Genomic DNA, 12,984 nt, shown 5'->3' on the forward strand with positions numbered 1-12,984 from the left:
ATATGCAATGTATCTGCTTTTTTATGTTGGCTTTTTTCTTAAATAATGTTGCTTTATTACGTAAGAATTTTATCCTTATTGATTTTATGAGATTTTTACGCATAATTGTAACTAAGGGAGATGGTTCCAAGTTGAGTAAACAGAATATCAGCACAACAGTTTCAGGGGATTTAATTGTTACCCATCTAATTGGCAAGATTAATACAGCTGATGTTTATGAATGGTTTAATGGCTTCGAGCAGGTTTGTCAGCAATTCATTTCCGAGGGTCGGAAATACAAATTGTTGGTGGATAGAAAAGGATACACGCCAGATCATTTTTCTGTTCAAAAAGCATGGAAAGATAAGTTCTTCAATGAAACCATTTTGAATCACAGTAAGGCAATTGCGTTTCTCCTTGAAGAAGGGGAGATAATGAATTATTTACAACAATCCAATACAAAAGAATCCGTAAAATTTTTCGATGATTATGAACAAGCATTAATTTGGTTGAATGAATATCCAATATAAAACCTTTATTGAACCAGTTTCTCTCAATCAACTGGTTTTTTTTATGCCCGTAATGTTGCCGTTGTCATAAGTTTCATCACTTTCAATGGTACCTCTTAGCTTCGCAAACCCAAGAGAACGCAAGGCGTTTAATATTCTTATGCCGCCAATAGAAAGCAGTTGAAAAGAGCCTTTATGTTAGATTGTTTCTAAATCGATATCTTTTGTTGAAACATCCTCGTAATTTCACTTACCGAATTATAATAGTTTGAATTGTGGTATAATTCAAATGAGGAATGGAGGAGAAATATATGAACGTTATACAATTAAAAGAAGATAAGTTTAGAGAAGCATTACGTTTATCAGAATATGCTTTTCAATATAAAGCAAATGAAGAACGAGTAGAGCAGCAAATTACACGAATGAAGGAAAGCCATCAAATATACGGTATTATGGAAGGAGAAGAGTTAGCTGCAAAGTTGCACTTAATTCCTTTTCATATTTACATAGGAAAAGAAAAGTTTAAAATGGGCGGCGTTGCGGGGGTAGCGACGTATCCGGAATATAGAAGAAGTGGATATGTAAAAGAGTTACTTCAGCATTCACTACAAACTATGAAAAGAGATGGATATAGTGTATCGATGTTACATCCATTTGCAGTTTCATTTTATCGTAAATACGGCTGGGAACTTTGTGCGAATCGAATCGTATGTCAGATGACAAAGAGCGATTTAATAATTAAAAAACAAGTGAATGGTACAGTGAAACGTTTTAGTAAAGATAATCATCCAGAAGAAGTAGAGAATCTATATGAAACATTTGCAGAACGATTTTCTGGTATGTTAGTTCGCGGACGTAAATGGTGGCTACAAGCGGTGTATCATGATTTAATATTGGCAGTTTACTATGATGAAAATAAAACGGTGGCTGGTTACATTTTATACAAAATAGAGAATTCTAAAATGAAAGTAGAAGAATTTGTCCCATTACATAATGAAGCAAGAATTGGTCTTTGGAACTTCATCTGCCAACATGATTCTATGATTAAAGATCTAGAAATGATACTAAGTGAGACAGAACCACTTCTTTACACATTACAAGAACCACGAGTAAAAGCAGAAGTAACTCCATATTTCATGGGAAGAATTGTAGATGTAGAACAGTTTTTCAAACAATATGAATGGAACTGGAACAACGAAGAGCAAGAAGTAATTTTACATATTACAGATTCATTTGCACCGTGGAATAACGTAACGGTTCAACTTAAAAATAATGAAATAACAATCGTTAAAGAAGAAACAGCAAAAGAAAATGGAATTCAAATCGATATTAATGCGTTATCTACTATTATGTTTGGTTACAAGCGACCGCTAGAATTAAATGAAATAGACTTAATAAGCGGTAGTGAAGAGGAGATACGTGCATTTGAGAATGTAGTGCCGGTGCGTAAGCCGTTTATTTATGATTTCTTTTAATTAATGTCATGTGCTATGTATGAGTAACAAAGTACTATAATGATAAACTTTTTATTATAGTACTTTTCTATTTAATAGAGTGAAATCATTGTTTTAGGAGGAAAAGTAAAATGATTAGGCAAGCCGTAGGTGCGGTCGTATTCCAACACAGTGAATTTTTATTGGTACATAAGGTGAAAATTAGCGACATAGATGGAGAATATGCTATGTCAAAGGGGGAATGGGATTTTCCTAAAGGTGGAGTGAAACATACAGATAATGATTTAGAGAGTGCTATTTTGAGAGAGCTGGAAGAAGAAACTGGATCTACAAAGTTTAAAGTTATAAAACAATTTGAAGATAAAATTTGCTTTGGCTTTCCTGAAGAAATCAAAATGAAAATTGGATATGAAGAGCAAGAAACTACTATGTTTTATGTAGAATATATAGGTGACAGAATAGATTTACATCCAAAAGATAATGAAATAAGTCAAGTTCAATTTTTTAAGATACAAGATGTATTGAGGGTTTTAAGTCATGATGATACAAAGAAATTTTTTGATGGGATAACGCAAAAAATGTATTAATATCTTAATTGAGTGTGTTATTTGATAAATGTTTCAATAGCGTATTTACACACTTGACTTTTAATCCATGTAATTTATAATTATAAACGGAATGAATTTTCATTCCTGAAAATTGAGGTGAGAAAAATGGCTAAAAATAAGCAAGAGGATATTTTTGATGCTGGTATAAAACTTTTCGCAGAGCGTGGTTACGATGGTACGACAATACCGATGATCGCTGAAAAAGCAAATGTCGGCGCTGGTACTATTTATCGCTATTTTGAAAATAAAGAGGCACTCGTTAACTCATTATTTTCAAAAAGCATGATACAGCTATCTGAAACAATAAAAACTGATTTTCCTGTTGAAGCAAATATTCGAGAACAGTTTAGTCATACGTATAACCGTTTATTTGAATTTGCGAGAAACAATGTGGATGCTTTTCTTTTTACAAATTCGCACTGTGATAGTTATTTTCTTGATGAACAGAGTAAGAAAATATTTGACGATTTTATAGGCTTCTTTATGAATATTATTGAAGATGGAATCGAAAAAGGTTTTCTTCGTCCATTGCCTATAATTGCTTTAATTATTATTGTATATCAACCGCTTGAAAAATTAATAAAAGTAATGGCGACAGGGCAATTAGAATACTCAAAAGAATTAGTAAAAGAATTGGAAGAGAGCTCTTGGAATGCTATTAGAATCATTTGATTCTATAGCTTTATAAGGACAGGAATGAACATTCATTCCCAAATAAATATAAAAAATGATTACAGGAGATGATATATCTGTACAATTAAAGGAATGAATATTCATTCCGCAGGGAGTGATTTAATAGAATTGAAAAATAATTTAATAGGATAATAGGAATGAACGTTCATTCCGAAATAATATTTTCAAAAACAGGGAATGAATATTCATTCTCTATGCACCATGAAACTCTAATAACAGGAGATGATTCGAATGAGCAAGCTAAAAAGTTGGAGAAGTTTATTTTTTCTATTATGGATAGTTATTACTATTGCAATGGTCGTAACGATGCCTAATATGGATCAGTTAGTGAAGGAAAAAGGGCAAATCACGATTCCTAATACAGAACAAAGCAGTATTGCTGACAAGATGATAAAGGAGATGGATAAAGAAGGGGCTGAAAAGTATGAAATTATAGCTGTCTTTAATAGTGGAAGTAAGAAGGCTTTAACAAATGAGCAAAAAGAGGAAATAACGAAAACGATCAATGCCCTGCAAAATGAAAAAGAGCAATTAGGAATTAAGGAAGTCGTTTCACATTTAGATAATAAAGAACTGGAGAAACAATTAGTTTCTAAAGATAATACGACTATTTTAACGCAAATGTCGGTAGATAAAAAACATGGTAAAATATCAAAAATTGCAAATAATCTTCATAAAAAAGTACAAACGAAAGGAGTTACAACGTACTTAACAGGAAGTGATTTAATAGCGGGTGATTTTCTTACATCCTCTCAAGAGGGCGTGAAAAAGACAGAAGTTATTTCGATCATTTTCATTCTTGTAGTATTAATCATTGTATTCCGTTCACCAGTCGTTCCGATTATTTCTCTTCTTACAGTTGGTGTTTCGTATTTAATTTCAATGGGGATTATTGGCCATCTTGTAGATCAATTTAATTTTCCGTTTTCAAACTTTACGCAAGTGTTTGTAGTAGTCGTCCTGTTTGGAGTGGGAACAGACTATAACATTTTATTATATACAAGATTTAAAGAAGAATTAAGTAAACAAGAAAATGCATATTTAGCTACGAAAGAAACGTTTAAATCGGCAGGTAAAACCGTTTTATATAGCGGGATAGCAGTACTAATTGGCTTTGCATCTCTTGCTTTAGCAAGTTTTAAATTATATCAATCTACTTCAGCGGTAGCAATTGGTGTCGCAGTACTACTACTCGTATTAACCACTTTAAATCCATTTTTCATGGTGCTTTTAGGAAAAGGAATGTTTTATCCAGTTAAAACATTTAAAGGACATGAGGATAGTCGTTTATGGGGATTCTTTGCGAAAAATTCAGTAGCAAGACCATTTATCGCTTTAATTATCGTATTCGTGATATCGATTCCATTCGTATTAAAATATTCTAACACGCTTAATTACAATGATTTATTTGAAGTGGATAATAAATATGAATCAAAAATGGGGATTAACGTAATAGAAGAGCATTTTCCGCCTGGTTTTTCTTCACCAAGTACGTTAGTCATTCAATCGGATAAAAAGTTAGATGAGGCGAATTCTTTACAAACTTTAGATGAACTTACTGATAAAATCTCGAAAGTCAAAGGAGTCTCAGAAGTATATTCACCGACGCGTCCAACTGGAGATAAGATTAAAGAATTATATATAAATAAACAAGCCGGAGAATTGAATACAGGCTTAGGAGATGCAAATGGTGGCATAAAAGAAATTAATGAAGGATTAACTGATGCGAAAGATAAAATGGGTAGTAATGATTCAAATAGTCTTGCAAATGTTCAAAAGTTAATTGATGGAACAAATGAAGCGAAAAATGGCGTATCAGCATTAGGGACAGCTTTAAATCAATTATCGAATGGAATAAACAATGGAGCACAAGGAGCGAAGCAAATAGAGGATGGGCTAGCATCATTAAACGGAAATATCAATGCCCTGTCAAATGCAACTTCGCAGCTTCATGCTGGTTATGCTCAGTTAGAAAAAGGTTTAAGTTCGTACGATCAATATTTCGGAAGTATTTCTCAAGCGATTGATGGTGCGAAAAAAGGATATGAACAAATTGAAACGTTAATGAACAATTTCATTCAAACAAAACCAGAATTAGCAAATGATCCTAATGTGCAGCAAACATTAGGAATTGCAAAAGAAGCTCAGAGGCAATTGAGTGTTCTTTCAAATGAATTAAATCAATTAGCGACGCAGCACAAAGCAGCGATGAGTTCATTTAAAGAAGCAAATCAATCATTATTAAAAGTAGATAATGGTTTAAAGGAAATGAACAATGGAGTAACGCAACTACAAAAAGGAGCTGCTGAACTGAAAAATGGATTGAACGAAGGAGCTACAGGTTCAAAACAAATTTCGAACAAATCGGCTGACTTACAATCTGGATTAATGAAAATAAACGATGGGCAAGGACAGTTATTAACTGGACTGAAAGATTTACAAGAAAAGATGGGGCAATTGCAATCAGGTTTATCTAAAAGTACAGAGGGGTTAGGAAAAGTAAGTAACGGTCTAGGTGACGCTCAAAAATATTTAGGAGAGTTAAATGAGTCGAAAAGCTCTGAGAAATTTTATATTCCGAAAGAAGTTTTAGAAGGAGAAGATTTCCAAAAAGCATTGAATACGTACATGTCACATAATAGAAAGATTGCTAAAATGACAATTATTTTAGACGTAAACCCGTATTCAAAAGAAGCGATGCCTATCATTCAAGAAATTAATAAAACGATAGATGGTACGTTAAAGGGAACAGAACTAAATGATGCGAAAAAAGCAATTGGCGGGACAACAGCTAGAAACGTTGATTTAAAAGAAGTAACCGGGCAAGATTTCCTACGTACTGCTACGATTATGTTATTAGGGATTTCGCTTGTATTAATCGTGATTACACGCTCATTCTTAAACTCAATCTTTATTATTGGGTCGTTAATTTTAGCGTACTTTGCATCACTTGGTATAAGTGAACAAATTAGTGCACATGTATTAAACATAGGGTCATTAAGCTGGAATGTTCCATTCTTTAGCTTCATTATGATTGTCGCTTTAGGAGTGGATTATAGCATCTTCGTTATGATGCGATACAATGAGCTAGAAGGGGATTCAGTAACGAAAATTGTAAATGCATCTCGTCACATAGGAGGAGTCGTATTATCAGCGGCACTTATTTTAGGAGGGACATTTGCAGCGTTAATTCCTTCAGGAGTATTGACACTTATACAAGTAGCATCCGTTGTTGGCGTTGCTCTTTTACTATTAGCTTTAATTGTAATGCCGATATTGTTACCTGCTTTAATAGGATTGACGAATAAATTGAAGAGTTATAAAGAGAAAATAATGAATACGAAATAAGAAAAACCTGTAGGGAATGTTTTCTCTACAGGTTTTTTGTATATAAAATATGAAATGAAAAAATGATTCAATGTATTACAGAATGAGAAGCGAATAGGGATATTAGAAAGAGGTCGATGATATACAAAAAATAGCTAGGGGAATGGATAAAAACTATTCGATTTCGTTGTAGAAAGCTAATCAACCGTTGCTATTCATCCAGCTTCTACTATATAATAGCTATAGTCTACAATAATTGAGTCGTAATATGCGATTTTTTAAGACAATCGGTGAGAAAACGCTGAAATAAGCGGTATTAGTAGGAGGACACAAATGATTACAGTAAGTAACGTTAGTTTGCGTTTCGCGGATCGCAAATTATTTGAAGATGTTAACATAAAATTCACGCCAGGTAATTGCTACGGTTTAATTGGAGCAAACGGTGCTGGTAAATCAACATTTCTAAAGATTTTATCTGGAGAAATTGACCAATCAACAGGTGACATACATATTACGCCAGGTGAGCGTCTAGCAGTATTAAAACAGAATCACTTCGAATATGAAGAGTTCCCTGCACTAGAAACAGTAATGATGGGTCACACACGTCTTTATAAAGTAATGCAAGAGAAAAATGCAATTTACATGAAAGAAGACTTTAGTGATGAAGATGGCATGCGTGCTGCAGAACTTGAAGGTGAGTTCGCTGAGCTAAACGGTTGGGAAGCTGAGTCAGAAGCTGCAATCCTTCTAAAAGGATTAGGTATTGGTGAAGATATTCATGATAAAAAGATGTCTGAATTAACAGGGGCAGAGAAAGTAAAAGTATTACTTGCTCAAGCTTTATTCGGTCAACCTGACATTCTATTACTAGATGAGCCTACCAACCATTTGGACTTAAAAGCGATTCAATGGTTAGAAAACTTCTTAATGAACTTTGAAAATACAGTTATCGTTGTATCCCATGACCGTCACTTCTTAAATAAAGTATGTACGCACATGGCTGACCTTGATTTCGGTAAAATTCAATTATACGTTGGTAACTATGACTTCTGGTATGAATCAAGCCAATTAGCATTAAAACTAACGCAAGATTCTAACAAGAAAAAAGAAGAAAAAGTAAAAGAGTTACAAAACTTTATTGCACGCTTTAGCTCAAATGCATCTAAAGCGAAACAGGCAACTTCTCGTAAAAAATTGTTAGATAAAATTACATTAGATGATATTAGACCATCATCACGTCGTTATCCGTTCGTTGGTTTCACACCAGAACGTGAAGTAGGAAATGACCTATTAACAGTTGAAGGTATTTCGAAAACGATTGATGGCGAAAAAATATTAGATAATGTGAACTTCACTTTAAATAAAGGTGATAAAGTTGCATTTATCGGACGTAACGATATTGCGATGACAACATTATTTAAAATTCTTATGGGTGAAATGGAGCCAGATAGCGGTTCATTCAAATGGGGTGTAACAACATCTCAAGCTCATTTCCCAAGAGATAACTCTGAGTACTTCGAGAACAGTGATTACACTTTAATTGATTGGTTACGTCAGTTCTCTCCACAAGATGAGTCAGAAAGTTTCTTACGTGGTTTCTTAGGCCGTATGCTATTCTCTGGTGAAGAAGTAAAGAAAAATGTTTCTGTTTTATCTGGAGGAGAAAAAGTTCGTTGTATGTTATCTAAAATGATGTTAAGCGGTGCAAACGTATTAACACTTGATGATCCGACGAACCATTTAGACCTTGAGTCTATTACAGCATTAAACAACGGTTTAATCACATTTAAAGGAACATTACTATTCACTTCTCATGACCATCAGTTCGTACAAACAATTGCAAACCGTATTATCGAAGTAACGCCAAACGGTGTAGTTGATAAGGTAGCAACGTATGATGAGTTCTTAGAAAGTCAAGAACTTCAAAAACAAGTTGATGCAATGTACAAAGGTCAATAATAATTGATTAAAACCCTCGCTTTCTATTATGAGAGCGGGGGTTTTTTTAAGTAAACAAATATTCGTTTTAATATAAAGTGGGGGGAGGATTAAAATGGATAATTATTCAAAAATAACATTAGCGATGGTAAGAAATTTTTGAAGCGTGGATAAACCCTGAAATGATGAAGAAATGGTTTTTTACATTGGAAGGGACGGATAAAGTAACGGGAAATACTCCTGAAGTAGGAGGGAGTTGGGAAATTATTGATCATCGTGGCGAAAAAGATTATCGAGCAATTGGGGAATATATCGAAATGAATCGTCCTAAAAAAATTAGTATTTACATTAAAAACGCCGCAGTTTAGTGAATTATTAGATAAAATCACAGTTGAAATAAAAGAGAAACAACAAGGATTTAAAATGATATTTTCACAAAATATAATCGTTGCTCATGAAGAAGATTGGACAAAATATGATGTTGAAAAAGCTTTAAAGGGGTGTCATGCTGGCTCTGAGCATGATTGGAATAATATTCATGGGACTGAAAGAATTGGTTAAAAGAAGAGGGAATAGCTACAAAGGATGATAAACGGTAGTCGAAAAAGTGTAGTTTGAGCAAATTGCCCAAACTACACTTTTTATTTTATGAAATTGGGTAGTTTACATGAATGTACCAAAATTGGAGATAGGTTAGTTTGCAAATGAGGAAATAAAGGATTATAGTTTGTGGAGTCATAATTAGTGGATGAGCCTTGGGAGAAAACAGGAAATGTTACAAATGTATTTTGTTAAATAGAAACCAAGGTCAAAATGTTTAAAAAGAAATAGTTGAATAAATAAAAGCTACAAATTATAATTACTAATATTCTTCATATAGTTAAACAAATAAAATCTATTTGAAGAAGAGAAATTGAATAGAGAGACAGACTTATATAAAATAAGCCTTGGATGATCAAAAGAGGTGGAGAGATGCAACAATTTTTATTGAAGAGTAAACGAGTATTAAGTAATCATTTTGGATTTTTCGTATTTGCTGTTATTTTACTTTGGTTAAAAACATATGCTGCATATGTGACAGAATTTAATTTAGGGATATCGAACACAATACAAAAGTTCTTACTGTTTTTCAACCCGTTAAGCTCAGCAGTTCTATTTTTAGGACTCGCATTATTCGCAAAAGGGAAACGAGCTTACATTTGGTTAATTATTATTAATTTGCTAATGTCTATACTTTTATACGCAAACGTAGTATATTATCGCTTTTTCAGTGACTTTATTACGTTCCCGACATTAACACAATCGAATAACTTTGGAGATTTAGGTGGTAGTATTTTTGCATTGCTACACTTATATGATCCACTATATTTCTTAGATACAATCATTTTAATTGTTTTAGTCGCAACGAAATTTGTAAATCCTAAACCAATCCGTGTTGCGAAGCATAAATTATCTCTAGTATTTGTAGCAGGTATTTTATTATTTAGCGTTAACTTAGGTCTGGCAGAATCTGACCGTCCTGAGTTATTAACTAGAACATTTGACCGCAATTATATCGTGAAATATTTAGGGGCGTACAACTTTACGATTTATGATGGTATTCAAAGTGCGAAAGCATCAACAGAACGAGCATTAGCGGATGGAGATAATATGACAGAAGTTAGAAACTATCTTACATCAACTTATGCAAGTCCAAATCCTGAGTATTTCGGTAAAGGAAAAGGAATGAACGTAATTTATATTCATTTAGAGTCATTCCAAAACTTTTTACTAAACTATAAACTAAATGGTCAAGAGGTTACACCATTCTTAAACTCATTTACAAAAGATGCGAATACGTTATACTTTGATAACTTCTTCCATCAAACAGGACAGGGTAAAACATCTGATGCGGAGTTCATGTTAGAGAACTCAATGTTTGGATTACCACAAGGATCTGTTTTTACAAATAAAGCTCATAACACGTATCAATCAGCACCAGCTATTTTAGGTCAACAAGGATACACATCAGCAGTGTTCCACGGTAACTACAAAACGTTCTGGAACCGTGATGAAATTTATAAATCATTTGGTTTTAATAAATTCTTTGATGCGTCATACTACGATATGAATGAAAAAGATGTAGTAAACTATGGCTTAAAAGATAAACCGTTCTTTAATGAATCAATTCCGTTATTACAAACGTTGAAACAACCGTTCTATACGAAGTTCATTACGTTATCGAACCATTTCCCTTATCCGATTGATAAAGCGGAAGCAACGATTGAACCAGCTAAAACAGGTGATTCATCAGTAGATACGTACTTCCAAACAGCACGCTATTTAGATGAATCTGTAAAAGGATTCATTGATTACTTGAAACAATCTGGTTTATACGATAACTCAATTATCGTTATGTACGGTGATCATTACGGTATTTCAGATAATCATAGTGCAGCAATGTCTCAAATAATGGGTAAAGAAATGAACGCATTTGAAAATGCTCAATTACAACGTGTACCATTAATCATTCGCGTACCAGGAATGGAAGGCGGCGTACAACATCAATACGGCGGAGAAATTGACGTTCTTCCAACGTTATTACACTTACTAGGTACAGATACGAAAAATTATGTCCAATTCGGATCAGATTTATTATCACCAGAGCATAAACAAGTCGTTCCGTTCCGTAACGGTAACTACGTAAGCCCAACAGTTACTGCACTTAACGGCAAATACTATGATACAGCGACTGGGAAACCTGTAGAATTTACAGATGAAATAAAACAAAATGAGCAAATGGTTCAAAAATCACTAAAATACTCCGACCAAGTTGTTAACGGTGACTTATTACGATTCTACACACCAGAAGGATTTACACCGGTAGAACCTTCTAAATATAACTATAACAATCGTGATAAAGATAAAACGAAGGTGAAGACGACTGAAGACGGGGAAACGAAATAAATAATAAAAAATCCTACTCGTATAGAAAACGAGTAGGATTTTTTGTTTTAAGATTTACTTTCGGATTTTTGGAGTGCTACTTTTTTAGGCATAAAACATGCAATAATCAAAGCTACAAAGGATAAGACTAACATAAATACGTACGCATCACTTGAGCTGAAGATAGAAGCTAATTTCGTTACTTGCATAGCTGATATGCTTCCGTTCTCACTAGATAACTGTGAAGTATGTGAAGTGGATTGAATTGTATACACAGTAATAATGACTGCTGTTCCTATAGCACCTGCTAATTGACGTACGGTATTATTCACTGCGGAACCATGTGAACCCAGTTCTCTTGGTAAAGCGTTTAAACCTGCTGTATTTAAAGGCATCGAAATGAAACTTAGTCCAATGCGTAGAATAATGGTACGAACCATTAAATACATATAAGTGGTGGATTCGGTCAAATCAATTACACCCCACATCGATATAACGATACATATTAAACCTATAATAAAGAGTGGTTTTGCCCCATATTTATCAAACATTTTACCCGTGATAGGTGATAAGAATGCATTAATTACAGCTCCAGGTAATAGAAGTAAACCTGATTCAAAAGCAGTAAAACCTCGTCCGTTTTGCAAGTAAATCGGTAAAAGAATTAAATCAGCATACATAATCATCGTAATGAGTACGTTAATGACTGATGTAAGAGTGAAAATTTTATACTTAAATACGGATAAATTTAATAGTGGATCGCTAGACTTTATTTGACGTAAACAAAATAGAGTTGTAACAATTATTCCGATGATAATTGTAGTAATAACAATTGGATGATCCCATCCTTTACTTCCTGCACTACTAAATCCGAATATAATACAACCAAAGCCAATCGTTGATAAAATGACACTTACGATATCTAATGTTGCTTTTGTTGTCTCAGCAACATTCATTAAATATTTTAGCGCGAGAATAATAACGATTAATACAAATGGAGCGAATCCAATAAATAACCATCTCCATGATACATATTCAATAATAAAGCCAGATAATGTTGGAGCGATGGCTGGCGCAAAAATTATGGCGAAACCGATGGTTCCCATAATACTGCCACGCTTTTCACTAGGGTATAAATATAAAATAACTGTCATCATTAGTGGCATAATAATTCCTGCTCCAATTGCTTGAATCATTCTTCCTGTTAACAAAATGCCAAAATTCATGGCGCATGCACAAAGAACAGTCCCGATAAACAAAGAGAGCATCGAGCTAATAAACAGCTGCCTTGTTGTAAATCGTTTCATTAAAAATGCAGTAATTGGCACTAGAACGCCATTTATGAGCATAAAGCCTGTTGATAGCCATTGCACGGTTGCAGCTGTAACATCAAATACTTCCATTAAATTACTCATCGCTACATTTAATAGCGTCTGATTTAATGTTGATAAAAAACAACCGGAAATGAGCACAATTAATATAATTTTTTTATTTCTTTCTGATATTTCCTTTTGCATTGGTAAACTCCTTCATTGTTGTCTTGATTTATCG

10 protein-coding genes and 1 pseudogene are annotated in these 12,984 nt (G+C 33.6%); 9 read left to right on the forward strand and 2 right to left on the reverse strand.

Translation table 11 applies throughout. The features are described from left to right. The first annotated feature begins 2 nt into the window (after positions 1-2). Positions 3-509, forward strand: a complete 507-nt coding sequence (locus DN408_RS11200) for a SpoIIAA family protein (RefSeq protein ID WP_033734078.1) — start codon at positions 3-5, stop codon at positions 507-509. 45 nt (positions 510-554) lie between these two features. On the opposite strand, the pseudogene DN408_RS32460 reads toward DN408_RS11200, so the two are convergent. Beyond that, positions 555-672 (reverse strand): annotated as a pseudogene (locus tag DN408_RS32460) (IS1595 family transposase); the annotation flags it as partial. 127 nt (positions 673-799) lie between these two features. Between DN408_RS32460 and DN408_RS11205 the strand changes: the two are divergent. The 8 genes from DN408_RS11205 (at position 800) to ltaS (ending at position 11,454) form a co-directional block, all read left to right on the forward strand. Then, positions 800-1,963 (forward strand): GNAT family N-acetyltransferase, encoded by a 1,164-nt coding sequence (locus tag DN408_RS11205; protein WP_050001094.1) that lies wholly within the window; start codon positions 800-802, stop codon positions 1,961-1,963. Positions 1,964-2,073: 110 nt separating this feature from the next. Next, positions 2,074-2,529: an NUDIX domain-containing protein gene (locus tag DN408_RS11210; protein WP_147740104.1), complete on the forward strand. Its 456-nt coding sequence runs from the start codon at positions 2,074-2,076 to the stop codon at positions 2,527-2,529. Between the two features lie 126 nt (positions 2,530-2,655). Then, complete coding sequence (locus DN408_RS11215) at positions 2,656-3,222, forward strand: TetR/AcrR family transcriptional regulator (protein WP_002185597.1); 567 nt, start codon at positions 2,656-2,658, stop codon at positions 3,220-3,222. A 252-nt stretch (positions 3,223-3,474) separates the two neighbouring features. Next, a complete protein-coding gene (locus tag DN408_RS11225) occupies positions 3,475-6,591 on the forward strand; it encodes an MMPL family transporter (RefSeq protein WP_147740105.1) in 3,117 nt (1,038 codons plus the stop codon). Positions 6,592-6,903: 312 nt separating this feature from the next. Next, positions 6,904-8,529: an ABC-F family ATP-binding cassette domain-containing protein gene (locus tag DN408_RS11230; protein ID WP_002032778.1), complete on the forward strand. Its 1,626-nt coding sequence runs from the start codon at positions 6,904-6,906 to the stop codon at positions 8,527-8,529. Between the two features lie 161 nt (positions 8,530-8,690). Then, complete coding sequence (locus tag DN408_RS11235) at positions 8,691-8,876, forward strand: SRPBCC family protein (protein WP_002127856.1); 186 nt, start codon at positions 8,691-8,693, stop codon at positions 8,874-8,876. A gap of 55 nt (positions 8,877-8,931) precedes the next feature. Beyond that, the gene (locus tag DN408_RS11240; protein WP_233152506.1) at positions 8,932-9,069 is read left to right on the forward strand and encodes a hypothetical protein; all 138 of its coding nucleotides are present in this window, start codon (positions 8,932-8,934) and stop codon (positions 9,067-9,069) included. A 411-nt stretch (positions 9,070-9,480) separates the two neighbouring features. Next, positions 9,481-11,454: a lipoteichoic acid synthase gene (gene ltaS / locus DN408_RS11245; protein ID WP_002127854.1), complete on the forward strand. Its 1,974-nt coding sequence runs from the start codon at positions 9,481-9,483 to the stop codon at positions 11,452-11,454. A gap of 47 nt (positions 11,455-11,501) precedes the next feature. On the opposite strand, the gene DN408_RS11250 is transcribed toward ltaS, so the two are convergent. After that, positions 11,502-12,950 (reverse strand): DHA2 family efflux MFS transporter permease subunit, encoded by a 1,449-nt coding sequence (locus tag DN408_RS11250; RefSeq protein ID WP_147740106.1) that lies wholly within the window; start codon positions 12,948-12,950, stop codon positions 11,502-11,504. Positions 12,951-12,984 lie beyond the last annotated feature (34 nt).

The organism is Bacillus sp. AR13-1 (assembly GCF_008042285.1).
In the GTDB taxonomy this organism is placed as follows: domain Bacteria; phylum Bacillota; class Bacilli; order Bacillales; family Bacillaceae_G; genus Bacillus_A; species Bacillus_A mycoides.